We start from the raw sequence: 23911 nt of genomic DNA, 5'->3' as shown, positions 1-23911 counted from the left end.
ATCTTCAATTTATTTACTCATTAATTTCCAAAGCTCATTAATTACTTCTTTGTCATCAAAATGATGTTTTACACCATTTATCTCCTGATAATTTTCGTGGCCTTTTCCGGCAACTAGAATAATATCTTTAGGTTCTGCAAACTTTATAGCCATTTTTATAGCTTCCCTTCTGTCGGGAATTGAAGTGTATTTGCTGAAGTTTTGAGATTCAACGCCTGCTTCAATTTCTTTTATAATCTGCCCCGGCTCTTCAGTCCTCGGATTGTCTGAGGTGATGATAGCCAGTGTTGATTTTTTAGTGGCAATATTTCCCATTTCAGGTCTTTTGGAGTGATCTCTATCACCACCACAGCCAAAAACAGTGATTAATCTTTCATTTTTTGTTCTGATATCGTTAATGCTGTCCAGAATATTTTCCAATGCATCCGGGGTGTGAGCATAATCTACGATAAAGAAAATCCCTCCATCTGATTTGAATGTTTCAAATCTTCCGGAAACTCTTTTTAATGTACTGATCGCCTGAAGGATCTCATCCTGATTAAAACCAAGTTCTTCTGCGATTCCAAAGACAAGCAGTAGATTGTAAACATTGAATTTTCCGGTCAGCGTAGTCCAGAATTCTTTTCCGTTAAAGTTCAGCAGCATTCCGTTGAAATCAACTTCTAAGAGTTTTCCATGATAGTCTGCCATTGTTTTCAAAGCATAAGACTTCTTTTGTGCCTTTGTGTTCTGAAGCATAACAGGGCCGTTCTTATCATCTATATTAGTGATGGCAACAGCGGTATCTTCTAATTGATCAAAGAATCTTTTTTTCGTTTTTAAATACTCTTCGAACGTTTTATGGTAATCTAAATGATCATGGGTAAGATTAGTAAAGCCTGCCACTTTGAAGTGTAATCCTTCAATTCTGTTTTGAGCGATTCCGTGAGAGCTTACCTCCATAAAGGCAAATTCACATCCTTTTTCAACAGCATCGGCTAAAATTTTATTAATCGTAATCACATCCGGAGTCGTGTGGGTTGCCGGAATGATTTCTTCTCCAATTCTGATCTCAACAGTTGACAGTAAAGCAGCATCATAACCCAGGTTTTTGAAAACATCAAAAAGAAGGGTGGAAACAGAGGTTTTCCCATTGGTTCCTGTAACACCTATCAGTTTCAGTTTCTGAGATGGGTTTCCATAGAAATTAGAAGCCAAATGACCTAAAGCTTTGGATGCGTCTTTTACTTGTATGTAAGTGACATTTTCTGCCAATACTTCAGGAAACTCTTCGCAGACGATTGTAGTTGCTCCTTTTTCAATGGCGGATGCAATGAATGAGTGACCATCCACAACGGTTCCCCTTATTGCTATATAAAGAGCGTTTTCTGTAATCTTTCTGCTGTCAAATACCAATTCTTTCACCTCACGGTTGTTGTCACCGTGGATTTCTATTACTGGAATTCTGTTTACTAATTCTGTTACTGTCATTTTTTATCAATAGGACTTTTCCTATCTTTTATTAAATCGTCCCTAGGGGACTCTGTTTCTATTTAATTTTGCAGAGACAAATAAATTCTCTGGTTCTTACTGATGGTTGTGCCTTCTAATGGGAATTGTTCTTTTATTCTTCCCACACCTTTATAATCGACACGGTATCCTAAATTCTCCAATTGCGGGATTATATTTTTACCAATTAATCCAACTACATTGGGCATTTGCTTATCATTTACGGCTACTTTTACATTAGGTTCCACCATTTTATTAAGGTTCACCTTTTTGTCCACCAGCATTTCTTTTTCAATATTTTGAGGGGTCTTCAGGAATGTTTTTCCTGCAATTTCCTTAAATACCGGTGCCGCTACAGGTCCCCCGTAAAATCCTATTGAGGTGTTGGGCTCACTTACCATTACATAACATGTATATTTGGGTGCATCTGCAGGATAGAATCCCGCGAATGAGGCCCTGTATTTCATAGGTCCCGGAAGCCAATATTCAAATCTTGCGGTTCCTGTTTTTCCTGCCATTTTAAGGTTCGGGGTGAAGATACTTCTTCCTGTTCCTTTTTCTACCGCTTTGGTTAACGCATTGGTCATCATTTTAATAGCTTTTTCTGAAGCCATTTTATTGACCATTACTTCGGGTTTTGCATTATACATTACCTTTCCATCTTTCATAATTTTGTCGATGAATAAAGGCTTAAGCATTTTACCGCCATTGGCAACCCCGTTATAGAAAGTGGTTAGCTGCAGCAGATTGATGTTTGAAGAGTATCCGTAAGAAATAGAAGCCAGTGTTGCGGCATTCCATCTTTTATTTTGTGGAGTTACGATCTTCGGTTTTGTGATTCCCGGAAGTTCAATGTCCATTTTGTCGAATAATTTCCAACGTTTTAAATGATCAAGGAAAATCTGAGGCTTTTCAGCATAGTATTTTGTAATCAGTTTTGAGGTTCCTACGTTACTGGATTTGGCTAAAACATCACTGATGTCATAAGTCCCTCCACCATGTCCGTCTGAAATTCTTTGTTTTGCATAAGTCCAGACTCCGTTTCCTACGTTTACCGTTGTATTTTCATCGATAAAACCGTCATCCATTGCAGCCAGAAGTGAAATGGTTTTAAAGGTAGAACCCGGTTCGATATTGTCTTTCAGAGCATAGTTGTAAGAATCTTCATACTCTCCTGATTCTGTTCTTCTTAGGTTGACAAGGGCACGTACTTTTCCTGTTTCTACTTCCATGACGATTACGGTGCCGTGTTTAGCCTCAAAATTAATCAGCTGTTTCTCCAGTGCAGAGTGTGCAATGTCCTGAATTCTAAGATCTAAAGTGGTGTAAACATCTTCTCCGTCCACAGGCTCCTGAACTTTCCAGAAGTCAATAGGTTTCCATTGAGAAGAATTAATTCTTTGCTCCAGTCTTTTTCCGTCCGTTCCGGTTAAGTATTTTGAGAAGGCTCCTTCAAGTCCGGATTTAAGTTCTCCGTTATCCATACCAATCGTTCCTGAGCCTATTTCTGAGGTAGCAAGTTCTCTTTTGTAGTTCCTGTCAACGATAAAACCTCCTTTATTTTTACCTCTTTTGAATATCGGGAAATTTCTGATTCTGTCATACTGATCAAAATCAAGCCCCTTTACTAAGGTATAATATTGGTTTTTCTTTTTCTTCTGTTCGTCAAACTTCTGTCTGAATTCTCCTCTGGACTTTCCGAACATTTTGCTTAAAGAATCTGTGAGTGCCCCGATATTGTTGCTGTAGATGGTATCTTTCATCGTTTTGAAGTCAAGATAGATATCGTAGCGCATTACGGTTGTAGCGAGGATAGAGCCGTCGGAGGCAAATAGATTTCCGCGGGCCGCTTTTAAAGTAGCCTCACGGTAGTTTTTATTAATGTAATCGTCTTTAATTTCCTGAACATTAGTGTTTTGAAGGATTACAATCCTTGCCAAGAACATTACAAACACGCACAAAGCTACCACTGCGAAGAGGTAGCCCCATCTTAACGTTTTTTTACGTTTATTGTCGTATTCATTTTGCTTTTGCATCTGTACTGTCCAGTTTTATTAGCAATTTATGAGGATGATTTTCGAGGGTCATTAATGAGTCCCTTGCCACTTCTTTCCCCAGTTCTGATTCCATTTTTACTTTGATTAGCTTACTCTGGGCGTAAGCGTTTCTCGATTTATATTCTTCTGTTTCTTCTTTTAAAGCATTGACAATCCTAATTTTCTTGTTGACGAGATGGTTACTGTAAATCATGGCCATCATCAGCACAAACAACAATAAGAAATACCGGTAATGTATTTTTATTTCATCACGGTTGAGGAAGTTTCCTTTTATAATATCTATAAAGGTGAGCTTCTTCTGAGGGCGATTTGTTGTTCTTTTTGCCAAATTATTTTATGTCAATTTGCTTCGCAGTGAATCCACTTTGTTTGTTAATGGTTGAATGTTTATTTTATGAAAACTGACCACTAACCATTCACGCTGTATTTTTATACTTTTATTCCTGTTCTCATTTTTGCACTTCTTGCTCTTGAGTTTTCTTCAATCTCCTTGTCATCGGGGATAATAGCTTTACTCTTGATCAATTCAAATGCCTTTTTATAATTTCCGTAGATATCTCTTGTCGGTTCTCCTTCAAACATTCCGTTTTTCAGGAATCTTTTTACCAGACGGTCTTCTAAAGAATGGTAAGAAATAACAACTAATCTTCCTTCCGGTTTTAAAACATTGTAAGCCTGAACCAGCATTTCTTTTAAAACTTCCAGCTCCTGGTTGACTTCAATTCTTATCGCCTGAAAAAGCTGTGCATAGAATTTATTGACCTTATGAGGAGGAATATAGCTGAAAAGCTTTTTCAGATCCTCTGTGGTTTCTATGGTTTTTGTTTTTCTGTGATGAACGATTTCTCTTGCCAGTTTTCTGGCTTCTCTTAATTCTCCGTAATGGTAAAAAAGATCGGCAAGTTCTGCTTCTTCATATTCATTGATCACTCTTTTGGCATCCAGATTCTGCATAACATTCATCCTCATGTCCAAAGGAGCATTACTTCTGGTAGAAAAACCTCTGTCTGCTTCATCAAACTGATGTGATGAAACACCTAAGTCTGCCAAAACACCATCTACCTGAGGAGCTCCATACATTAATAAAGAGTTTTCCAGAAATCTGAAATTCTGATTAACTAATGTAAATCTTGGGTCATCAATTGTATTTTTAAGTGCATCCAGATCCTGATCAAAACTAAACAGTTTTCCTTTTTCAGAAAGTCTGCTTAGGATTTCCCTTGAGTGGCCACCTCCTCCAAAGGTGCAGTCTACATAGATTCCGTCAGGATTCGTCACCAAATCATCTACACTCTGCTTCAACAAAACGGGGTTATGATACATGCTTAATTGTGTTTTATTAAAATATACTAATAACCATCACAGTTATTCTTCATCGAAAGAGCCCATTACATCTTCAGCAAGGCTTGCAAAATCAGTTTCGTTGGTGGCAATTACCTTTTCATAAGCCTCTTTATCCCAAATTTCAAAAAGTTCTCCGGCACTGGTGATCACAATATCTTTCTGAAGATTTGCGAAATGTGTCAGGTCTTTTGAAATCTGTAATCTCCCGGCATTATCCAACTCTACTGTTTTTACGCCTGCTGTAAACATTCGTATGAAATCAGCATTCTTTTTTATGAATCTGTTCAGTTTATTAATTTTGCCCATCAGCTTATCCCATGCATTCATAGGGTAGACTTCCAGACAAGGTTGGAACACAGATCTTTTGACTACAAACGCCTTGTCGTCGAAGTTTTCCATCTGTTTGATTAAAGATGAAGGAACTTTTAGGCGGCCTTTGTCGTCAATTTTACACTCATATGTTCCAATGAAACTTTTCATTTGGGACAAATTTATATAATAATTTCCAAAATTTCCCACTTTTTCCCACTTTTTGACTCAATGTTAATAAGTTTTATTAAAGATTGAATTTCGATTGTATAAATACTTGATCTGTAACAGGTTGCTAAATGTGCTATTCAGGCCATAGTAAAGAGGTTTAGAAAAAAAAAGTTAAAAAGGGGAATATTATATTATTTTTATCTTAAATTAGGATAATCAAAATATTTTTGAGGTTTAATTTGTATTTTTGCAGGGCTTCATTAAAGCGTTTTATGATATTTAGTACAAAAAAAGAAAAGAAATATTCCTATGTAGAGGCGGGAGAAGGACATCCATTGGTGCTGTTGCACGGGTTAATGGGTGGTTTGAGTAATTTCGATAAAATGGTAGATTTTTTTTCGGACAGAGGATTTAAGGTATACGTACCTCAATTGCCTATCTACGATCTACCGGTACTCAATACGAATCTTACCACCATAGCAAAATATATTATCAAGTTTATAGAAAGTCATATTTCGGGACCAGTTACTATTGTAGGAAACTCAATGGGAGGTCACGTAGGGCTTATCTTAACATTGGCAAGACCGGATCTGGTAAAAAACCTTGTTCTGACAGGAAGTTCAGGATTGTATGAAAGGACATTCGGGGATAGTTTTCCCAGAAAGAATGACCGATCTTATATCAGAAAAAAAACGGAAGAAGTTTTTTATGATCCTAAAATTGCCACTGAAGACCTTGTAGATGAGGTATTTGGGGTAGTCAATGACAGAATGAAAGGAATAAAGACCGTTATGCTGGCCAGAAGTGCCATCAAGCATAATATGTTGAATGATCTTCCCAAGATATTGACACCAACCTGTCTGATCTGGGGAAAACAGGATAATGTAACCCCTCCGGAAGTGGCCCAGGATATGCACAAGTTTATCCCCAATTCAGATTTGTTTTGGATAGATCAGTGCGGGCACGCTGCGATGATGGAAAAACCAGATGAATTCAATGAAATTCTCTATAGCTGGGTAAAAGATAAAGTTTAAATACATAAATGACCATTAGGAGCTTTTCTTAATGGTTTATTTTTCTAAAATATATTCAAAATGATTATTAAGACAGCAGATTTTGTAAAGAGTAGTGGAAAATGGCAGGAATGCCCTGAACCGAATATTCCGGAATATGCTTTTATCGGAAGATCTAATGTAGGAAAATCCTCATTGATCAATGCCATGATGAATCATAAAGATTTGGCTAAAACTTCACAGACTCCGGGAAAAACCCAGCTGATCAATCATTTTCTTGTGAATGAAAACTGGTATCTTACGGATTTACCAGGGTATGGATATGCCAAAGTTTCAAAAGTTCAGCGAAAAGATTTTGAAAAGCTGATTACCAATTATATTTTAAACAGAAGAAATCTTGTTAATCTTTTTGTATTGGTAGACTCCAGACACAGTCCTCAAAAGATTGATTTGGAATTTATTCAATGGTGCGGAGAAAGCGGAGTTCCTTTTTCAATTGTTTTCACAAAGGTTGATAAGCTGAAACCCAATATAGCTGTTCAGAATGTAGAAAACTATAAAAATGAGCTGCATAAAACATGGGAAGATTTACCGGAAATTTATGTGACTTCTGCCGAAAAGAAATCAGGCTGTGATGAAATTCTGAATTTCATCCAAACAACAAATGAATTTTTAATTAATAACCACGTAAGTTTCGATGAGTAATATAGTCTGGAAAATTAAAACTTTTGAAGAGTTTACGGTTCCTGAGTTGTATTCAGTACTAAAGGCACGTATAGATGTTTTTGTAATTGAACAGAACTGCCCTTATCCTGATCTGGATAACTATGATCAGAAAGCAGTGCATATCTGGGCCGAAGAAGAAGGGCAGGTTCTTGCATACTGTCGTGTTTTTGATAAAGGAATCAAGTACGATGAGACTTCGTTTGGAAGGGTTTTAACAACAGAACAGGCTAGAGGAAAGAGCCTTGGGAAACTGCTGATAAAATATGCTGTGGAAACCATAGAAAACCGTTTTCATACCTCTGAAATCAAAATCTCAGCACAGGATTACCTGTTAAGATTTTATGCTGAATTCGGGTTTGTGGATACAGGTAAGAAATATCTTGAAGATGATATTCCACATACGGAAATGATTAGAAAATAAAAGAAAGGTATCTCAGAAATGAGATACCTTTTTTAGTTATGGGTTTTAGTTTTTACCCGTTATTGCTTTTAAAATAATAGGTTCCAGATTAGAAGGGAGATCGGCAGATTTTATCTGATAATTTTTGATTTTCATTTCCTTGAACCAATTTTCCCAATATTCCTTGATTACGCTTTCTTCGAAAGGGTTTCCTTTTTCGGGATTAATTCCGAGAACGATCACTTCTAAATTTTTCAGATTATCATTTGCCTTCACAAAACCATACTGATTGTTTTTCATGATAGATTTATAATCGGAAGTTGTAAGATGCTGTGATTTGATCAGTTTAGATGTCAAATAAGATGTTTTGGATTTTTCTGAGAATTGGGAGTCTTCATGGTACATATAACCATCAGTAAGGATGAATAAGATATTCCTGTGATCATCTTTAATACAATAATCATTTATTTTATTTTTAAAGAACTCCCAAATATCAGAGCCTACAAAAGCTTTGTCTTTAATTGCTGATTGATAAATATTTGCAGGAAGTGTAGAATATTTTTTATTAATCAGCTCTATATTTTCTTTAGATGTATTTTTATCAAAGGAAACTTTTAGTTCTTTTGTCAATTCATTCATTTTAGGATCTGAAGGCTCAGGATTGAAGAAAACCTGCATCTGGTCGTTAAGTTGAATAACTTTTTTACTTTTGATATGGTTTAAAAAACCTTGGCTGATTGCCTTAATATATTCAAGATCCCGTTGTGAATACTGCATGGTGGTATTGGGGTTGGTTTCCGGATCAATTCTGTCTGAAAGGTCAATAAGAATGCTTATATTTATATTATTGGGATCTGCTTTTATAGAGTCTTCCTTGCTGTCATTGGTTTTTTCTGGATTTTTATGGCAGGAAACCATGGAAATAATCATTAATAAATAAAATATTTTTCTCATAGGATGTGATTTATAGAACAGATAAATAAACTGAATTTTGATTTTCGCTATTGGCACCTACCATTTCCAGATTTGTAGTATAGGTTTCAATACAACTGTCTATCATGGTTTGTTTTTCTGATTTTGAGACTGCTATTTTTTCACCAATGAAAGTAACCCAACCCTGTACATATTCAGAAGCATATAATTTATAATCTTTGGTAGGGATAATAACTCCGTCAATAATATTCTGTAATTCTTCAATTCTCCCTTTAGCTTTGATCATGTTTTCTTTAATGTTTCCAATCAAATTCTTGATATCTTCAATTTCCTTTTTTAAAGCATTGATTTTCTCCAAATTGAAAAGGACATTTTTTTGTCTGATCTCCTGTTCATTTTTGATCTTATCTTTTTCCCTATGTTCTTTCATAACAAAGTCAAAAACCAATCCCCAGATGATATAGACAATGAATCCAGCGAATATAATCCCCCAAAACTGGTTCTTGGTAAAGGCAATGGAAAGATTGAAGTCAGGAGACTCAAAAGTCTTGTTTAGCAAGTATAATTTAGATTCAATTTCATAAGCTAAGATGGCATCGAAAATAAAAGTAACAATGAATAATAAGCCTAATTTTACATAGTTTATCCAACTTTTATTTTCCCCAAACATGTGAATCAGAAACCCTAAGCCTAGGAAAACAAATGGAATAAGGGTTATAAAAGCACCTTCCAGCGGACCATCGTTCCAAGCTTTACTGAGAGCTTGTGCATCTAATACGTTTCGAATAATAGTGCTATTGGGATCAAAATTTCTGAAGAATGCGGAATAGGAAGTTGAAATATAGAAGGTGAACAGATATAGGCTGATAGGAATTAAAAGAATAAATCCAATCCAGAATTTTGTTGAAGCTCCCCGAGTCGCTTTTACATTATGCTTTTCGGGATTTCTTGGGAGATCATTAATTTCAGCTTTTAAAACCTCATTTTTTCTTTGGAATTCTTCTACTTCATCGTGTTTTATCTTTAGTAAATCCTCTTTATTTTCTAATGAAACAGTTAACGCTTTTATTTCAGTCTCTCTGTTTTTCTGTTCGTTTATGTAAGATTCTTTCAGTTTCTGTTGTTTTTCAACAAGCTCTTTTTCTTCATTTTGAAATTTTGAATAAACGGCATCAAGGCAAATGATTAAAGTGGTATGATTTCCATTATTTCGGGAACTATCCCTATATCCAGATTCGTGATAAGTTCTTTTTCTACTTTCTTCAGCAGATTCTTCATTGTGTTTTACTTCTGTTTTTGGGACTTGCTCCTGCAGACTTTCTACCTGGGTAGATTTTAATTTAAATAAATTTTTGATAGTAGTAGTCATTTCATTCAGTTTTTTAATTCAAATAAAATATCTGTTTTGCTTTTTCCAAGCTTTACGGCTTCAATAAGATAATCAACAATGGCTTTTACATTTTCTTCTAAAAAACCAAACATGAGAACATATTTTTCCATTGCTGAATACTCATTGGGAGAAACGATGCCATCTGCCCAAACCATTACTGTGAGGTCATATAGATAGTCTATTTTTTCTTCAATAGTTTGTGGAGTTAATGACTTTAGGTTGATGGGATTCATTAGAATTTCATCCAGATTTTTAGATGAAATTCCTCTTTCTTCAGCAGATTTATAAAGCATTTTTAGCTCCAGGGGACTGAAATCGTCATCACAAATGGCCATTTGATAGAGCCTTAGAAAGTGTGCTTTAAGATTTTCAGTAATTTGAATATTTTCCATGATGATTAGTCTTGTTTATTTTTTTTAGGGTTGATGATGATGTCTCGTGTGTTCATTTTAGGCAAAGTCTGTTGTACTTGTGTTTTTTCATGTTCTTTTTTCTCTTCATTTTTTTGTTCGGTCTTTTCTATAAAATCAAGCAGCAGAAATAAAACTCCTGTGATGACATCCAGGGGAATCCATATGCTTTTTTTGTAGAGGTAGATTGGAAAAATAGGGTTGAAAAGAGTAAGAATTCCTAAAAATAATATGCTTACATAATAGTGTTTAAAACGGAGAGCATTGTAAATAACAATCAAGGCGCCAATGGAAATAAAGATGCGTAAGAAAGTATAATATTCAATAGGAAGCCTGAAAATAGCAATGAAACAACTTATCGCACATAGGATAAAGAATGGTTTCATTTTTTTAATTTTAAAATCCTGTCCGGAGGTTGTATTTGTAATTGAAACTGTCTTCAGACATAAAAATGAAAATAAAAAAATCAAACAAGGCAATCAATGCCGGAATAAAGGTCCAACAAAATACAAGATATAAAATACCTAGTGTATTTTGTCCTAAATAAAATCTGTGTATGCCAAGGCCTCCTAAAAATAAAGCGAGAATAGCGGCTGTAAATTTTGATTTCATAATTTTAAACTCTTGATAAGACTTCGTTCTTTTTTTCTTCAAATTCTTCGGGAGAAATAATCCCATTTTCCATGAGTCCTTTAAGCTTTTGTAAAAGGGCAAAAGGATCTTCACTTTCAATAAGATGGGGTGTATGCTGCTGGAATTGTTGTGGCTGTGCAATAATTGGAGTCGCATTGTTCACGGTAACCCCACCTGCTGAAGCCTCTTATGGTTTCCAGATCTTTTTCTCTTCTTACTCCTCTCATCTGCTCTTCTATTTCCTGTGCATACTGATAGAGTTTCCTGGCCTGTGCTTTTGGAAGATAATCCATCATGTTAGAATAACTCTTTATTGTTTTTATGATAAATGTAGCACCTAGAATTCCTTCTTTTATATGACAGTCTGCAACATCTACCCAATTATAATCCTGAAAGTCCATTGATAGGCCGAAGTTTTTAGGTCTACAGAAAATAATTCTCCTGTTCGTAAGAGCAATACAATCCGGAGAAAAGTTCATTGCCGGTTTTTTCTGAACAGCAATGTATTCTACAAATTCTTGTGATGTAAGAAGGCTGGTTATCTTTTCCAAAAGCTTTTCTACAGCTTTCGGATCCTGTTCTTCGTTTAAAAATTGTTTTAAATTCATGTGATATTTTATTTTTGGTTATTGAATATGAGCACTGTTCACATATCCTGTTTTTCCGGATTTCTGTACTTTTACCTTATACCATGGGCCATTTTTTGAAAGAGTGATCAATGGTATTTTTTTTGAAACGGTTTCTATCACTTTCGAATGGAAAGAAGGCTTTTCAAAAATGGAAACAGATCGGGTGGCAATGATTGTTTTATTGGAATTGAAATTAAGATGGTTGTCTTCAATAAAGACCTTTGGAGCTTTCTTGGGATTATTTTTTGTTTCCTCTCTTTTTGAAGATACAGAGGGCTTGCTTTTACCTGAAAAGTTACCTTTGCACACCCCGCATGTCCCACCGCTTTTACAATGGGCGCATCCGGAGCAATTGGAACAGGCAGAACAGGTAGAGGAGCCGGTGCACCTTCTTGCATTATAGTCATCCTTTTCTGGTTGGGATGACGAAAAAGAATCAGAAACAAACCCCAACAAACAAGAAAGTAATATGGAGATGAATGTTTTCATGGGTTTAGTTGTAATTTTCTAAGGTTTTATGGAGTTCATTTCGGTAGTTATAGATTTCATCAAGATTATTCAGTAGAGCTTTTTCACCTGCATCTTTACCATTGTGAAAAATTTCTATATACTTATTTGAGGTATTAAAGTGTAGCCTGCAGATCGGTTTTCTATTGTTGTCATCCAGCAAAATTCCAAAATAGGACAAGGTGTCTCTGTAAGCAATTCGGGAAGAAGATATCTTTTCTCTCAGAATAGCTTTTACGATTTGAAATCCCTCAAGCTCTTCTTCTGTTGTGATAATTTTAGAGTCGTTATTTTCGTCGATAGATGTGGGAACATTTACATTTTCATCTCGTTTTTCAATTTGTTCATTGATGCTTAATGCGGACTTCAGTCTAAAGCTTATAGATTCATTAATGGAAGTAGATAAGGCCTTTTTTGCATATTCTTTGAAAGAAATCATTCTGTTGGCCGTTAGTGGTTTTTCGAAAAAACGGTTGACCAGAAGGCGCACCATTTCATCAGAAGGATTTTCAATTTCTTTTTCAAATTCTCTTCTGATGGCTTTAATATATTTTAATGCCTCTGCAGAATCCAGGATGCTTTCCAGATTATAGTCTTTCTTGGTAAAGCTTTCCAGGATTTTGATGGAGCTGTCTTTTAAATCCTCAATGTTTATTGTGAAAAATGGTTTTTCATCCATCACATTAGGCTTTTCAAGATCGGTATAGAAATTATAGATAATACCGTTGGTAAGAACTCCAAATCTTGTTTTGGAAACATGATAATACCTGTGGAGCTGAGAATTATGGACATCTGCACTTTCTTTCCAATGTTTACATTCAATAATGAAGATGGGTTCCTCATTATTTTTGATTACATAATCTACCTTTTCTCCTTTCTTTGTTCCGATATCACAGATGTATTCCGGAACTACCTCTGTAGGGTTGAAAATATCATAGCCCAAAATCTGTATAAAAGGCATTACAAAGGCATTTTTTGTAGCTTCTTCCGTTCCGATCTGTTCTTTCAGACCAATTACTTTCTGATGGAGCTGGTCCAGTTTAATTTTAAGGTCCATTGTTTTATTTTTTTTAAATAGTTTCGTCAATAATTTCAGCTTCAGGAGCATTATTTTTTACAGAAGCAATTCCATTTTCCATTGCAAGTTTTGAACTGTAAAATTGGCTCTTGCCGATAATTTCTCCATTCCGGGCTTTAAGAACGAAGTAATCTTTAGTATTTACAGCTATTCGCCTGTCATACCTGGAATCTTCCTGAGAGTTAATTTTAACAGACTCTATTCCTTTATGACATGATGCTTTCTGGACATATCCTTCACTGGTTAAAATAATTTCTCCGTTTCCGGCTTTCAGATTGAATTGATATTCATTATTTTTTCTTTTCGAGATGATAAACGTTCCCATAATTATATTCTGTTTTAATACTCCAAAAATATAACCCTTTAGTTTTCAATCCTTACGGGAATCCGTAAAACAAAAAACCTCTCAAAATTGAAAGGTTTTTATTAAAAGGGACTTAATTGATATGGTTATTAAATAATTCCTATGTCCTTACAAAAAGCCACAAGGTGCTCATTGCTGGTGACTTCAAGATCTTCTTTCAGACCGTTTAATTTCTTCTCTACACTGCTCAGGCTGTAAGGTTTTATGTCATTTTCCTGTAGATAATTGGGAATATTTTTCTGCAGGACTCCTTTTGAAAGTAAGGTGACCAGAGTAATGTCATATGCAGAAAATTCATAACTGTTGAGCTTTTTTATATCCTGTTTCAGATCAAGAGATAAATAGTTCTCATTAATGTAGACGGAAGCAATCGACTTTTTGAGTTCTTTAGAGTCATTTCTGGCTTTCCGGACATATCCGTTGACTTTACACTCATTGAAGAGAGAGTCGATTACCCCGGATTTGTGCTCAGCAGAGAATACAATTACCTTTAGGGAAGGCTGTATTTCTTTAATTTTCAGGATCAGTTCTTTTCCGTCTTTGATTTTCTGGAGATGATGATCTTCTTCATAATAAAGATCGGTAATTAATAAATCGTAAGGGTTGTTTTCACGGATAGCCTTTTGAATTTTAGCTAAGGCATCATCACAGTAATATACATAGTCAACATTCGGGATGTTGAGCTCTTCTAATGTTTTTTGTACAGAGAGATTAATACTTTCGTGGTCTTCGGCAATTAAAATTTTTTTGAACATTCTTTTTAGATTTTTTAAGAAACAGGAAACGAAATACTAATTTTCAATCCTTTTTCGGTTTTAGTGTCAAAAATAATTTCTCCATGGATGGTTTCAATACGGGAATCCGTATTTGTAAGTCCATTTTTACGGACTAAGCCTTCGGATATTCCTATTCCATTGTCTGTATACTGAATTTGGATTTTGTTGTTAATTCGCTCAAATTTAAAAACAACTCTGCTTGCCCTACTGTGTTTTTTCATATTGACAAGCAATTCACGAATGATTTGGTAGACTTCATTTCTTGACGAGTCCTTCAATCCGTTCCAAATGCTTTTGTCATTTCCGACAAGATATGTTTCTACCTCATTATTTTTAAATGAACCCACAAGAGCTGATATTTTTTGATCAAATTCCAGGGTTTCATGGATGTCTGTTTTGTCATAAGATATATCCCTGGATTTTTCATACACGAATTCCAGTTCGTCCAGTGCTTCCTCTTTGTCGAAAACTTCCTGGTTTTCAATTTTTGTCATCACCTGGTAGATCCCATTGGCAACGACATCATGAACTTTTTTAGACATTTTTAGCTGTGTATTTTTGACCTCAAGTTCTTTCTCCTGCTGAAGTCTTTTTCTCCTTCTTCTGTACCAAAATAGACCCCCGATTAAAGATAGAGACAAAGCACCTATGCCAATATTTCGATAGAGAAGCTGAACCTCTTTTTCAGCTTGCTGGAGTTTTAATGTTTGATTTTCTGTGTTCTTTTTTTCTACATCATACCTTATTGTTGCAAATTGATTTTTCGCTTTATTTCTTGCGATTTGTACACTATCATTTAATTTTTGGAACTCTTCAAAATAGACCAAATGATTATTAGGAGTTAGATTTATTATTTTTTGTAGTGCCTGGAGCTGATCCTCGAAACTCTTATTTTTTTTAGAAGTATTCAACATTTGCTGAGCATAATACAACGCCTTCTTTTTGTCGGAATAAAAATAATAATTGGCTAATGTGGCATAGCTTGAATTCTCATCTATGCTGCTATTATTTCTTTTTCTTATTTCCAATGCTCTATTAAATTCAGTAAGGGGATTGTAGTTTTTATCATCATAATATTTTGCTCTTGCTAAGTTATTGATGACCATTGCGTAATTTAAGCTATCAGTTGTTGGTAATGCAAGTTTTATGTTTTTGATTGCTTCTTTATATTTTCCTAGTGTGATTAAAACATCACCGAGATTGTTATAATATATATACTTGTTTTTTGGAACATTCACATATTTTAAAGCTTGAGTATAATACTTTAAAGAATTACCAAAGTCATAAAGGTACGATGAACAAGTTCCCATACTGTTATAGTTAGAAGCTAAGGTACTTCTCACAATGCTATCTTTTGTTTTTTTTAAAAACTTATTTGCTTCAAGAGAAGTTTCTATACTTCCATAGTAATCACCTTTATTATTTTGTATAATAGCCATGTTTACTAAAGATTTGCTTACTCCGGATGAATCATTTATATCTAAATAAAAATTTTTAGCTAGGTTAAAATAATAAAAAGCAGAATCAGAATTAGCATAGATTTCTTTTGCCTTACTGTAGTATGCATCTGCTGTTGTTGGAGTTTGTTTATCTAAATGTGTTTTTCTACAGGAAAAAAGCAGAATTAGTAAAATAAATAAATAGTACTTCTTCATGTGTTTGGTTACTTTGTTTTTTCCTGCAAAATAAGAAAAAGAGCAGATTTAAACAATCTACTCTTTCTATAATTAGGGTTGTGAAAAAGGTGGTGGGGTTTGTCCCGTATTTCCTCCTGTACTTCCACCGTTTCCGTGGCCATTTCCGTTTCCGCCGCCGTCAGTAATTGGGTCTTCTGTTATTGACATTAGTACTGTTCCGTCGTTATCACTAGTTACTGTATTTGCGTTATTATTTGGGAATGCTAAACCGAATAGCATTAATATAATCTGGATCATTTCCGTAAAATTTTTGAAGTTGAAATTGTTTTCTTCCTCCTGAGATGTATGTATCTCAGGCTGTACACGTTTAAAATTTCGAAGCGCTTCTTAATTTTTTGGGAAGTGAACCTTCAAAAACGGAGGAGAAACATCTGCTTCCCAACCCGGAGTTTTCCTCCGTTTTATCTGGTGATTTTGAAATCAGTTTTGTAAATTTGTTTTTGTAATGTTTTGTTTATCACTGATTTTCTGAAGCAAAGATGCGACAAGAAGAGGAGCAGGTGTTAGACAAAACACAGACATCGATAGACAGGAAATGGACAGGAAGGGGTTACGGAAATCCGTAATGTGGGACGAGAGGAAATCACCTATTTTGTAAAGACTGATAAAAACTATATATGTCCAAAATAAAACTACTAATTCATGAGGTATTCAAGCAGGGAGAGGAGGATTCGGGGAAGGAAACGAAAAGTGGAATAGCTCTTTTTTTAAGCGTACACCTGGAGGAAACCCTGTATTTTACGATTACAGATAAAACTCTTGTAAGGTATTATGATGCCTATGTGACAGAAATTAAGGATAAGATAAACATAGAACCCTTTAAGCTTGATAAGCTAAGTCAATACCTTGGATATAAGGATTTTGTAGACTTCTCCCGGACTTTCACGAAAGAAGATGAAAAGGCTAATAAAACGATGATCAAGATTAAGGTGGATGAAGATGAAGAATCTATATCAGAACAAATTTCTAAGTTGGTCATTAATATTACCAATGAACAGCATTTTAAAGTGCCTGAGTATATCAAACAGAATGGATTGGGGATTATGGAGATTGCTTTACTGCTATGCCTGGTTACGGGAAATGTTGTTTTTTCCAATAATAAGACCGTGGGACTTTCATTTATAAGCCCTGTAAAACCGGGTATTGAGAAAAAGTATATGTATTGGGATGGGGAAAGGTATATGGGTACAGACAGCAGCTATATCAGGCCAGGGCTTGATATCGTGGCGATGAATGAACATAAATTCCAGTACTTTAAAAAAATCACCAGAAAGGATACGCTAACGGAATTTAATGCGCTAGGGAAAACCTGGTATTCCAAATACAATAATGAAGTTGAGTTTTTTACTGAAGATGGTATAGATCCTGATAACGGGAGAGAGTTGAGAAAATCTACACCTTTCATCATCTATAAATATGCAGGTGAGCATAAAGATTCTATAGAAGTACAGGAATAGTTTTTACAAGCGTTTTATTTTATCAAAAAAAAAACGAAGATTTCTCTTCGCTCTGTTTTATTTACTCGATATTCAGCATTCCCAATTCGCCGAAATGCTTTTTAAATTTCTGTATTTTAGGACCTACCACAGCGCTGCAGTAAGGCTGATTAGGGTTGACATTGTAATATCCCTGATGGTATTGTTCTGCCGGCCAGAATTTTTCGAAAGGAGCCAATTCAGTCACATAGGTTCCTGACCATCTTCCTGATTCTTCAGAGGTCTTTAATGCTTTTTCAGCACTCTGTTTTTCAGCATCATCCTTATAGAAGATTACTGAACGGTATTGCGTTCCGATGTCATTTCCCTGACGGTTCAGTTGGGTAGGGTCGTGAAGGAAAAAGAATACATCCATCAGTTGTTCATAAGAAATAATAGCAGGATCGTAAGTGATCTGTACTACTTCGGCATGATCAGTTGTTCCGGTACATACTTCTTCATAAGTCGGGTTTTCTTTGTGTCCACCGGAGTATCCTGAAATAGCAGACTCAACACCCTTCAGCATATTGAAGCAGCTTTCTACACACCAGAAACATCCGCCACCAAAGATGATCTGTTCTAAATTATTTTTATCCATTGTTAGGGTAATTATATCGTTTACATATTCTTTTCTTTACCCATGAAGGGCGTTAAAAAGGCAAATCAAAATTATGAAAAAGTTTTTCATTTGAGCATCTTAAACTCAAATTACAATGATAGATATGGCAAATGATTTTAAACCCCAATTGATCCCAACGAGTATCATAAAAAATAAACCTCAATCATCTGTAGGAATCAGCGTCATCTATATTTCTGAAAAAGAAAAAGCACCCTAAAAAGGATGCTTGATATTATTTAAAATAGCTTTTCAGTTATTTTTCCCAAACCAAAGCACTTGCCCCCAAGATGGCTGCATCTGCTTCGTCCAGCTCACTGAATACTAATTTTACTTTATTTCTAAAGATTGGAAGAAGGTTTCTTTCCATATGCAGTTTTGCAGGCTTTAAGATAAAGTCTCCTGCCTTGATGACCCCTCCGAATAAAAGGATTGCCTGTGGTGAAGAAAACATTACAAAATTAGCTAATGCTTCACCCAGTTTTTGTCCTGTATATCTGAAAACTTCAATAGCAATCGGGTCTTCTTTTAATGCACATTCATACACTGTTTTAGAATTGATTTCCTCTTCAGGATATTGGTTCAGCATAGACTCTGCGAATTCTGCTCTCATCTTTTTTGCTGTGATTGTAATCCCTGTTGCAGAGGCATAAGCTTCCAGACTTCCTTCAGACCCTGTACTCCAGTGTTTTCTTCCTCCCGGTTTTACAATGGTATGGCCCAATTCTCCGGCAAAGCCATCATGTCCATAGATCAGGCTTCCATTGGCAATGATCCCGCTTCCTACCCCTGTTCCCAGAGTGATCATGATAAAGTCTTTCATTCCCCTTGCTGCTCCGAAAAGCATTTCCCCTAAAGCTGCTGCATTTGCATCATTGGTCACGGTACAAGGCAAATTAAACTTAGCCGTCATCAGCTCTGCAAAAGGAATGACACCTTTCCAGGGCAGGTTAGGAGCCAGTTCTATAGTTCCTTTGTAATAGTTTGCATTGGGTGCACCTACTCCGATTCCGTCGAAATTTTTTTCAGTACCATGTTTTTCCATTAAAGGATAAACGTGTTCATATAAAGCATCGATAAAATCTTCCACTCTGTCATAGGCATCGGTTCTAAGGTTTCCTTTGTCCAGAACTTCTCCACGATGATTGACTATTCCAAATTTGGTATTGGTTCCGCCAATATCAACTCCCAGAGCAACTTGTTTTGATAAATCTATTAATGACATTCTATTATTAAATTCTAGGGGCTAAAATTATAAAAAAGATTGTATTAATGGATTAAGAACTGCATTTTATTTAAAATTTTAGGCTGTTTTTAACGGTTTTTTCTTTTTCCGTCCCCACCAGATCATAAATCCTGTTACCGGAAGTGATGCGCAGATAAGACTGACAATAAAGGCAATAATCTTGGTAGGAAGCCCTAAAATGGATCCCACGTGGATATCATAATTGGATCCCACTACCTTTTCACCGAAATTTTTGTCTTTCTGATCATGGGTATGAAGCAATTCTCCTGAGTTTTCATCGAAGATCAGGCTGCTGCTTTTGTGATAAGAATAGCTAAGGTGCTTTACATAGACTTCAAAGTTAGGATGCTCGTGGTCATCCATATGTTCGTGGCCAAGATCTATCGCAAATCCATAAGAATCCGGATACTTCTGTTTCACTGTATTGATGATTTTATCCAGAGTTCCTTCCGTTCTGAGCTCAATGGGAGCCTTTGTCTTGATGTGTGAAAAATCCGGGTATTTGGTTTCTCCCCCGGAGAATAGTACATAGATCATAGCCTGAACCACAAAGAAGGCATAAAACAATCCCGTTATAGAGAAAATTAAAGCAAAGATGGAAGCATAAAATCCTAAGACATTATGAAGATCGTAGTTCTTTCTTTTCCAGCTCTTGATATTCTTCCACTTGAATGCAAAACGTTGTTTTCTTGCTGCTTTGTTTTTTGGCCACCACAGAATAATCCCGCTGATCAGCATAATGATGAAAATGATTACCGGTATTCCTACTACATAAGTTCCCCAGTCCTGTTTTAAAAGGTAGCTCCAGTGAATCATTTTTACAATATTGAAAAAGCCGTTTTTCTCGTCATACACCCTCAGCACTTTTCCGGTATAGGGATTGACATAGGCAGCTTTATAGACAGGAAATTCATCAAAATAATTCCAGGCGTCCGTATTGTGTTCATACCAGTAGAAGACATACGACAGTTTTTTGTCGATAGGAATATTGACCCAGTGGACAGGATATTTTTCTTTTACCTGCTCTGCAACGGATTTTTCCATTATTCTAATGGGAAGAACCTGCTTCTGCTCAATATTTTGTTCCTGATGGTAAATGACATCTTTACGTGTAAAGTTTTCTACTTCATCTTTAAAGACATACAATGCCCCGGTAATGGAGATAATAAAAATCAGAAATCCTATTCCCAGCCCGAACCACAGGTGCAGTTTTGCAGACCATTTTTTAAAGAATCCCGGTTTTTTTTTATGATGATGCTTTTTATTCATATCGTAATTGAAAACTAACGCAAAGATAAGTTTTAGTTTTATTTAGTTTAATTAAAATTTATATTCAATCATGAAAGTTCCCCTTGCTCCCAGAGAGTTGGTGAAATCACTGTCTCTGGCAGCCCACCAGGCAATTGACGGTTGGTAAACTCTGTTGAGAATATTTTCAACCCCTAAAGATACCTTCCAGTTGTTGTTTACCTCGTAGCTTGCTTTTAGGTTAAAAACAGTGTAGTCCGGAACATATCCTTCCCCATAAGCATATAAACCTGTTTTTGCATTAGGATCAAATCTGTTCTGTCTGAATGAATGAAGCATATCTACCCCGACAGATAATGTCTGGATAGGCTTTACCTGAGCATAAGCCAGTACTTTAGGTGCTGAAATTCTGCTGTTGTTGATTTTTGCAGAATAATCTCCATTGTCATCCGGAGAAGTAATACCTTCCATCCAGCTATAGCTTCCTCCGAACTGAAGCCATTTGACAGGTGTAAAATGCAGAAATCCTTCCACTCCATAAATTACTTCAGGAGCTCTTTTTATGGTTAAAGCTCTGTCTGCACTCTGTACAAAGGTTGCTCCCAGCTTTGATGTACTTACGTAGGAAGTCAGCTCATAGTTAAGCCAGCTGGAAAGCTGTCCTGTTGCTCCCAGTTCGTAATTATTAACAATGATGGGTTTTGTTTCAAGGTTTTGAATCGTCTCAGAAGTTGAGGTTCTTAGAATTCTTCCCAGCTCATTGATAGAGTAGGCCTGTGAAAAGCTTCCGAAAAGATTGATATAAGGTTCAATATTATAGCGGAGACCTATATTTCCCACTAAGGCATTATAGCTTAGTTTTCCTCCGTTTACAGGAATACTTTTGGTAAATGTTCCATCGTTTTTAATAACAGAAAGGGTGTTGAAATCATCTACATTGACCTTGATGTTTTCATAGCGAAGCCCTCCTTTAATGGTTAGCTTTTTAAGCAGATCAATTTTTACCAACAGGAAAGGCGCAATATTGGTCATACTCATATTGGGAGTCCAGAAGCGTCCGTCTTCCAGTTTTTGTACCGTTTGATCATTTAAAATATCAGCTCCATAGATAATTTCTCCCTGAGAATTTTGAGTATTCCAAAGCTGTGTATCAAAATTAAATCTGGCTCCTGCTTTTTTGGAAATAACATTGGATTGCCCTCCATTAAAAAACGTATCGCTATATCCGTAAACTGTTTTAAAATCCTGGTAATAAAGATTAATATTTAAGGCTGTTCCGGCAAATAAGTTTTTGTTATCATAACTTAGTCTGATATTGTGGTTCTTTGGTGTCCCCTGAGGTGTTGTTTCCAGGCTTTTCCCTTCTCCTTGTCCAATAGTAGGTTCAATTCCGTAAACACCTGTCTTTAATCCTAAATTAAGATTTGATCTTGATGAATAGCCAATATAGGATGCTTCAATTCTCTGATTGTCATTGATATCATAACCTAGCTTCAGCATTCCGTTATAGTTGTCCATTTTTGCGGTACTGTAAGTTGGACTTAGCATGACACCGTCTCCATCTTTCATATAACCCGTTCTTTCATAGGCCAGTGATAAGGTATAGTCAAATTTACTGACCTTTCCGGTTAAAAGCTGGCTGGCTCTTACGCCTAACGTTCCTCCATAAGACTGCTCTGTAATACCAATCTGAGAAATCCCGGAAATCTTCTTATCAGTTTTACTTCTTTTCGTAATATAGTTGATTATACCACCGTCTGCACCGTTCCCATAAATGGAGGATGCCCCTTTTATCACTTCAATTCTTTCAATAGCTGAAGGATCAATTACTCTTAAATCCCTTGCCCCGTTCCGAAGTGGAGTAGACTGTGGAATCCCGTCGATTAATACCAATACCTGACGCCCTCTTAAGGTCTGGCCTGTGTTGGAAGTCTGACCGGAATTCGTTCCTAAACTTGGAACGGTATACTGAAGGATACTTGTGATATCTGAATTGACGGTCAGCTGAGACTGTATCTGCTTTTCTGCAACAACAGTGATAGAGCTGGGAACTTCTTTAATGTTCTCCTTCTTCCTTGAAGCGGTCATTACGACCTCATCCACATTCTTGGTCTGTAAACTATCTTTAACCTGAGCAAAAACGGTTGTCGTTCCTAAGCAGGCAGCTGATAAAAGCACTTTTTTCATTATATTTTTTTTCCTTTTTTCTTTCTTTTCCCCCACCAGACCAGAAATCCGGTTACAGGAAGTGATGTACAGATGAGACCCGCGATAAACCAAATGATTTTTCCAATGATCCCGAAATAAGATCCGGTATGGATATCATAATTGGCGTTAGAATATTTCTCGGCGGTATTGAGTTTGTGATGAGGTTTGTTGGCTAGTAGTTTTCCTGAATATTTGTCAAATGTCAGGATATTTCTTTCACTGTATCTTCCGTCAAGTCCGTATACGGTTACCGGAAGATTTTTCAGTTCTTTTCCTTTTTTATTTTTTCCGTTTAGATTAATTCTGAAGCTGGATGATTTTGCATATAATTTTTCTGTCTGAGCTGCAGCCAGATCAAAAATAGCTTCATTCTTCGCCATCAGAGAGTCCGGAGATTTTCTTTCTTTTTCCTTAGGAAGTTCCCAGGAACCGGATAATGCAAACGTAAACGTGTTTTTTACATAGGGATATGCAAAATAAAGTCCTGTAACGCTTAATAAAAGTGCGATAAATGATGCATAGAATCCCAGGATATTATGGAGGTCATAGTTTTTACGTTTCCAATTTTTTACATTTTCCCAATTGAACCAAAAACGCCCTTTTCTGGCATTTTTATTTTTTGGCCACCATAAAATGATTCCAGTGATCAGCATAATAATAAAAAGAACAGTTGGGATTCCTACGGTGTACGGCCCCCATTCTGAATTCAGCAAAAGTCCCCAGTGGATATACTTCAAGATACTGAATACATCATATTTTTCATTGTAGACGGCAAGGATTTCTCCGGTATACTGATTCACATAGACCTGCTTGTTGATGAGTACCTGCTGAAAATAGTTCCATCCTTTCTTACTTTTTTCATAGTATTCAAACTGATAGGACTTGGTTTTATCCAAAGGAATTTCTACAGCACTGACAGGATACTTTTCATTAAGCTCCAGCGATACTTTTTCACGAAGCAGAGTAATAGGCAATGGCTTTTTTCCGATATCCTCTTTTTTGAGATCAATGGCTTCTTTGCGTAAGCTATTGTGTATTTCGTCCTTAAAAACATATAAAGTCCCCGAAAGAGAGACTATGAATACAATGATACCAACGGACAAGCCAAACCACAAATGCAGTTTTGCGGACCATTTTTTTGAAGAAGCTTTCTTTTTATTGTGATGCTTTTTTCTCATAGCAAAAAGTTAACC

Annotated in this window: 27 protein-coding genes; 4 read left to right on the top strand and 23 right to left on the bottom strand. The window is 35.9% G+C overall.

What is annotated here, in order from left to right; genetic code table 11:
- Positions 1–9 precede the first annotated feature (9 nt).
- From DRF57_RS03805 to mraZ, 5 genes are all read right to left on the bottom strand, one after another.
- Entirely contained in the window at positions 10–1470 is a 1461-nt protein-coding gene (locus DRF57_RS03805; RefSeq protein WP_047489749.1) for a UDP-N-acetylmuramoyl-L-alanyl-D-glutamate--2,6-diaminopimelate ligase, read from the bottom strand.
- Positions 1471–1532: 62 nt separating this feature from the next.
- Positions 1533–3524 (bottom strand): penicillin-binding transpeptidase domain-containing protein, encoded by a 1992-nt coding sequence (locus tag DRF57_RS03800; RefSeq protein WP_047489747.1) that lies wholly within the window; start codon positions 3522–3524, stop codon positions 1533–1535.
- A complete protein-coding gene (locus DRF57_RS03795; RefSeq protein ID WP_047489745.1) occupies positions 3508–3873 on the bottom strand; it encodes an FtsL-like putative cell division protein in 366 nt (121 codons plus the stop codon). Before DRF57_RS03795 ends, DRF57_RS03800 begins: the two co-directional genes overlap by 17 nt.
- A gap of 101 nt (positions 3874–3974) precedes the next feature.
- A complete protein-coding gene (gene rsmH / locus DRF57_RS03790) occupies positions 3975–4868 on the bottom strand; it encodes a 16S rRNA (cytosine(1402)-N(4))-methyltransferase RsmH (RefSeq protein WP_047489743.1) in 894 nt (297 codons plus the stop codon).
- Between the two features lie 42 nt (positions 4869–4910).
- Positions 4911–5369: a division/cell wall cluster transcriptional repressor MraZ gene (gene mraZ, locus DRF57_RS03785; protein WP_047489740.1), complete on the bottom strand. Its 459-nt coding sequence runs from the start codon at positions 5367–5369 to the stop codon at positions 4911–4913.
- A gap of 272 nt (positions 5370–5641) precedes the next feature.
- On the opposite strand from mraZ, the gene DRF57_RS03780 reads away from it, so the two are divergent.
- The 3 genes from DRF57_RS03780 to DRF57_RS03770 are packed head-to-tail and all read left to right on the top strand — an operon-like array spanning position 5642 to position 7529.
- Positions 5642–6403, top strand: coding sequence for an alpha/beta fold hydrolase (locus tag DRF57_RS03780; protein ID WP_047489737.1), 762 nt, complete (start codon positions 5642–5644; stop codon positions 6401–6403).
- A 60-nt stretch (positions 6404–6463) separates the two neighbouring features.
- Positions 6464–7087, top strand: coding sequence for a ribosome biogenesis GTP-binding protein YihA/YsxC (gene yihA / locus DRF57_RS03775; RefSeq protein WP_115916989.1), 624 nt, complete (start codon positions 6464–6466; stop codon positions 7085–7087).
- Positions 7080–7529: a GNAT family N-acetyltransferase gene (locus DRF57_RS03770; protein ID WP_047489729.1), complete on the top strand. Its 450-nt coding sequence runs from the start codon at positions 7080–7082 to the stop codon at positions 7527–7529. Before yihA ends, DRF57_RS03770 begins: the two co-directional genes overlap by 8 nt.
- Positions 7530–7574: 45 nt before the next feature.
- Here DRF57_RS03770 and DRF57_RS03765 read toward each other — a convergent pair whose 3' ends face one another.
- From DRF57_RS03765 to DRF57_RS03710, 13 genes are all read right to left on the bottom strand, one after another.
- Positions 7575–8462: a hypothetical protein gene (locus DRF57_RS03765; protein WP_115916987.1), complete on the bottom strand. Its 888-nt coding sequence runs from the start codon at positions 8460–8462 to the stop codon at positions 7575–7577.
- A 10-nt stretch (positions 8463–8472) separates the two neighbouring features.
- Positions 8473–9810 carry a beta-carotene 15,15'-monooxygenase gene (locus DRF57_RS03760; RefSeq protein ID WP_115916985.1) on the bottom strand — a complete coding sequence of 446 codons (1338 nt, stop codon included), beginning with the start codon at positions 9808–9810 and terminating at the stop codon, positions 8473–8475.
- A gap of 5 nt (positions 9811–9815) precedes the next feature.
- Entirely contained in the window at positions 9816–10223 is a 408-nt protein-coding gene (locus DRF57_RS03755) for a hypothetical protein (protein WP_047489724.1), read from the bottom strand.
- A 5-nt stretch (positions 10224–10228) separates the two neighbouring features.
- Positions 10229–10627, bottom strand: a complete 399-nt coding sequence (locus DRF57_RS03750) for a DUF6804 family protein (RefSeq protein ID WP_047490045.1) — start codon at positions 10625–10627, stop codon at positions 10229–10231.
- Positions 10628–10637: 10 nt separating this feature from the next.
- Entirely contained in the window at positions 10638–10853 is a 216-nt protein-coding gene (locus DRF57_RS03745) for a TM2 domain-containing protein (RefSeq protein WP_081989038.1), read from the bottom strand.
- A 4-nt stretch (positions 10854–10857) separates the two neighbouring features.
- The gene (locus DRF57_RS24070) at positions 10858–10926 is read right to left on the bottom strand and encodes a hypothetical protein (protein ID WP_241508011.1); all 69 of its coding nucleotides are present in this window, start codon (positions 10924–10926) and stop codon (positions 10858–10860) included.
- Positions 10927–10969: 43 nt separating this feature from the next.
- Positions 10970–11482 (bottom strand): PH domain-containing protein, encoded by a 513-nt coding sequence (locus DRF57_RS03740; RefSeq protein ID WP_228450340.1) that lies wholly within the window; start codon positions 11480–11482, stop codon positions 10970–10972.
- Positions 11483–11500: 18 nt separating this feature from the next.
- Complete coding sequence (locus DRF57_RS23525; protein WP_123863274.1) at positions 11501–11992, bottom strand: SH3 domain-containing protein; 492 nt, start codon at positions 11990–11992, stop codon at positions 11501–11503.
- A gap of 4 nt (positions 11993–11996) precedes the next feature.
- Positions 11997–13067, bottom strand: a complete 1071-nt coding sequence (locus DRF57_RS03730; RefSeq protein WP_115917076.1) for a type I restriction endonuclease — start codon at positions 13065–13067, stop codon at positions 11997–11999.
- A 13-nt stretch (positions 13068–13080) separates the two neighbouring features.
- Entirely contained in the window at positions 13081–13413 is a 333-nt protein-coding gene (locus tag DRF57_RS03725; RefSeq protein WP_047489715.1) for a YegP family protein, read from the bottom strand.
- 128 nt (positions 13414–13541) lie between these two features.
- Complete coding sequence (locus DRF57_RS03720; RefSeq protein WP_047489711.1) at positions 13542–14207, bottom strand: response regulator; 666 nt, start codon at positions 14205–14207, stop codon at positions 13542–13544.
- A gap of 14 nt (positions 14208–14221) precedes the next feature.
- Positions 14222–15883: a tetratricopeptide repeat-containing sensor histidine kinase gene (locus DRF57_RS03715; RefSeq protein ID WP_115916981.1), complete on the bottom strand. Its 1662-nt coding sequence runs from the start codon at positions 15881–15883 to the stop codon at positions 14222–14224.
- A 72-nt stretch (positions 15884–15955) separates the two neighbouring features.
- Positions 15956–16162, bottom strand: coding sequence for a hypothetical protein (locus DRF57_RS03710; protein WP_115916979.1), 207 nt, complete (start codon positions 16160–16162; stop codon positions 15956–15958).
- Positions 16163–16542: 380 nt separating this feature from the next.
- Between DRF57_RS03710 and DRF57_RS03705 the strand changes: the two genes are divergently transcribed.
- Positions 16543–17382 (top strand): hypothetical protein, encoded by an 840-nt coding sequence (locus DRF57_RS03705; protein ID WP_047489708.1) that lies wholly within the window; start codon positions 16543–16545, stop codon positions 17380–17382.
- A gap of 61 nt (positions 17383–17443) precedes the next feature.
- Here DRF57_RS03705 and msrA read toward each other — a convergent pair whose 3' ends face one another.
- From msrA to DRF57_RS03680, 5 genes are all read right to left on the bottom strand, one after another.
- On the bottom strand, positions 17444–17998 hold the full coding sequence (gene msrA, locus DRF57_RS03700; RefSeq protein ID WP_115916977.1) for a peptide-methionine (S)-S-oxide reductase MsrA: 555 nt from the start codon (positions 17996–17998) through the stop codon (positions 17444–17446).
- A gap of 274 nt (positions 17999–18272) precedes the next feature.
- On the bottom strand, positions 18273–19241 hold the full coding sequence (locus tag DRF57_RS03695; RefSeq protein ID WP_047489704.1) for an ROK family protein: 969 nt from the start codon (positions 19239–19241) through the stop codon (positions 18273–18275).
- 78 nt (positions 19242–19319) lie between these two features.
- Positions 19320–20531 (bottom strand): PepSY-associated TM helix domain-containing protein, encoded by a 1212-nt coding sequence (locus tag DRF57_RS03690; protein ID WP_047489697.1) that lies wholly within the window; start codon positions 20529–20531, stop codon positions 19320–19322.
- A gap of 51 nt (positions 20532–20582) precedes the next feature.
- The gene (locus DRF57_RS03685) at positions 20583–22697 is read right to left on the bottom strand and encodes a TonB-dependent receptor (protein ID WP_047490036.1); all 2115 of its coding nucleotides are present in this window, start codon (positions 22695–22697) and stop codon (positions 20583–20585) included.
- A complete protein-coding gene (locus DRF57_RS03680; protein WP_115916975.1) occupies positions 22697–23896 on the bottom strand; it encodes a PepSY-associated TM helix domain-containing protein in 1200 nt (399 codons plus the stop codon). Before DRF57_RS03680 ends, DRF57_RS03685 begins: the two co-directional genes overlap by 1 nt.
- Between the last annotated feature and the right edge of the window lie 15 nt (positions 23897–23911).

The organism is Chryseobacterium rhizosphaerae, from assembly GCF_003385455.1.
Taxonomy (GTDB): domain Bacteria; phylum Bacteroidota; class Bacteroidia; order Flavobacteriales; family Weeksellaceae; genus Chryseobacterium; species Chryseobacterium rhizosphaerae.
This window is presented reverse-complemented; position numbering and strand designations above follow the sequence as displayed.

Excerpts from the sequence above, each read along its gene's own strand:
- DRF57_RS03805 (WP_047489749.1), bottom strand. The coding sequence starts at position 1,470 with ATGACAGTAACAGAATTAGTAAACAGAATTCCAGTAATAGAAATCCAC.
- DRF57_RS03780 (WP_047489737.1), top strand. The coding sequence starts at position 5,642 with ATGATATTTAGTACAAAAAAAGAAAAGAAATATTCCTATGTAGAGGCG.
- DRF57_RS03715 (WP_115916981.1), bottom strand. The coding sequence starts at position 15,883 with ATGAAGAAGTACTATTTATTTATTTTACTAATTCTGCTTTTTTCCTGT.
- DRF57_RS03690 (WP_047489697.1), bottom strand. The coding sequence starts at position 20,531 with ATGAATAAAAAGCATCATCATAAAAAAAAACCGGGATTCTTTAAAAAA.
- mraZ (WP_047489740.1), bottom strand. The coding sequence starts at position 5,369 with ATGAAAAGTTTCATTGGAACATATGAGTGTAAAATTGACGACAAAGGC.
- DRF57_RS03755 (WP_047489724.1), bottom strand. The coding sequence starts at position 10,223 with ATGGAAAATATTCAAATTACTGAAAATCTTAAAGCACACTTTCTAAGG.
- DRF57_RS03765 (WP_115916987.1), bottom strand. The coding sequence starts at position 8,462 with ATGAGAAAAATATTTTATTTATTAATGATTATTTCCATGGTTTCCTGC.
- DRF57_RS03730 (WP_115917076.1), bottom strand. The coding sequence starts at position 13,067 with ATGGACCTTAAAATTAAACTGGACCAGCTCCATCAGAAAGTAATTGGT.
- DRF57_RS03770 (WP_047489729.1), top strand. The coding sequence starts at position 7,080 with ATGAGTAATATAGTCTGGAAAATTAAAACTTTTGAAGAGTTTACGGTT.
- DRF57_RS03740 (WP_228450340.1), bottom strand. The coding sequence starts at position 11,482 with ATGAATTTAAAACAATTTTTAAACGAAGAACAGGATCCGAAAGCTGTA.
- msrA (WP_115916977.1), bottom strand. The coding sequence starts at position 17,998 with ATGGATAAAAATAATTTAGAACAGATCATCTTTGGTGGCGGATGTTTC.
- DRF57_RS03725 (WP_047489715.1), bottom strand. The coding sequence starts at position 13,413 with ATGGGAACGTTTATCATCTCGAAAAGAAAAAATAATGAATATCAATTC.
- DRF57_RS03720 (WP_047489711.1), bottom strand. The coding sequence starts at position 14,207 with ATGTTCAAAAAAATTTTAATTGCCGAAGACCACGAAAGTATTAATCTC.
- DRF57_RS03680 (WP_115916975.1), bottom strand. The coding sequence starts at position 23,896 with ATGAGAAAAAAGCATCACAATAAAAAGAAAGCTTCTTCAAAAAAATGG.
- DRF57_RS03685 (WP_047490036.1), bottom strand. The coding sequence starts at position 22,697 with ATGAAAAAAGTGCTTTTATCAGCTGCCTGCTTAGGAACGACAACCGTT.
- DRF57_RS03750 (WP_047490045.1), bottom strand. The coding sequence starts at position 10,627 with ATGAAACCATTCTTTATCCTATGTGCGATAAGTTGTTTCATTGCTATT.
- rsmH (WP_047489743.1), bottom strand. The coding sequence starts at position 4,868 with ATGTATCATAACCCCGTTTTGTTGAAGCAGAGTGTAGATGATTTGGTG.
- yihA (WP_115916989.1), top strand. The coding sequence starts at position 6,464 with ATGATTATTAAGACAGCAGATTTTGTAAAGAGTAGTGGAAAATGGCAG.
- DRF57_RS03705 (WP_047489708.1), top strand. The coding sequence starts at position 16,543 with ATGTCCAAAATAAAACTACTAATTCATGAGGTATTCAAGCAGGGAGAG.
- DRF57_RS23525 (WP_123863274.1), bottom strand. The coding sequence starts at position 11,992 with ATGAAAACATTCATCTCCATATTACTTTCTTGTTTGTTGGGGTTTGTT.
- DRF57_RS03745 (WP_081989038.1), bottom strand. The coding sequence starts at position 10,853 with ATGAAATCAAAATTTACAGCCGCTATTCTCGCTTTATTTTTAGGAGGC.
- DRF57_RS03710 (WP_115916979.1), bottom strand. The coding sequence starts at position 16,162 with ATGATCCAGATTATATTAATGCTATTCGGTTTAGCATTCCCAAATAAT.
- DRF57_RS03760 (WP_115916985.1), bottom strand. The coding sequence starts at position 9,810 with ATGACTACTACTATCAAAAATTTATTTAAATTAAAATCTACCCAGGTA.
- DRF57_RS03800 (WP_047489747.1), bottom strand. The coding sequence starts at position 3,524 with ATGCAAAAGCAAAATGAATACGACAATAAACGTAAAAAAACGTTAAGA.
- DRF57_RS03695 (WP_047489704.1), bottom strand. The coding sequence starts at position 19,241 with ATGTCATTAATAGATTTATCAAAACAAGTTGCTCTGGGAGTTGATATT.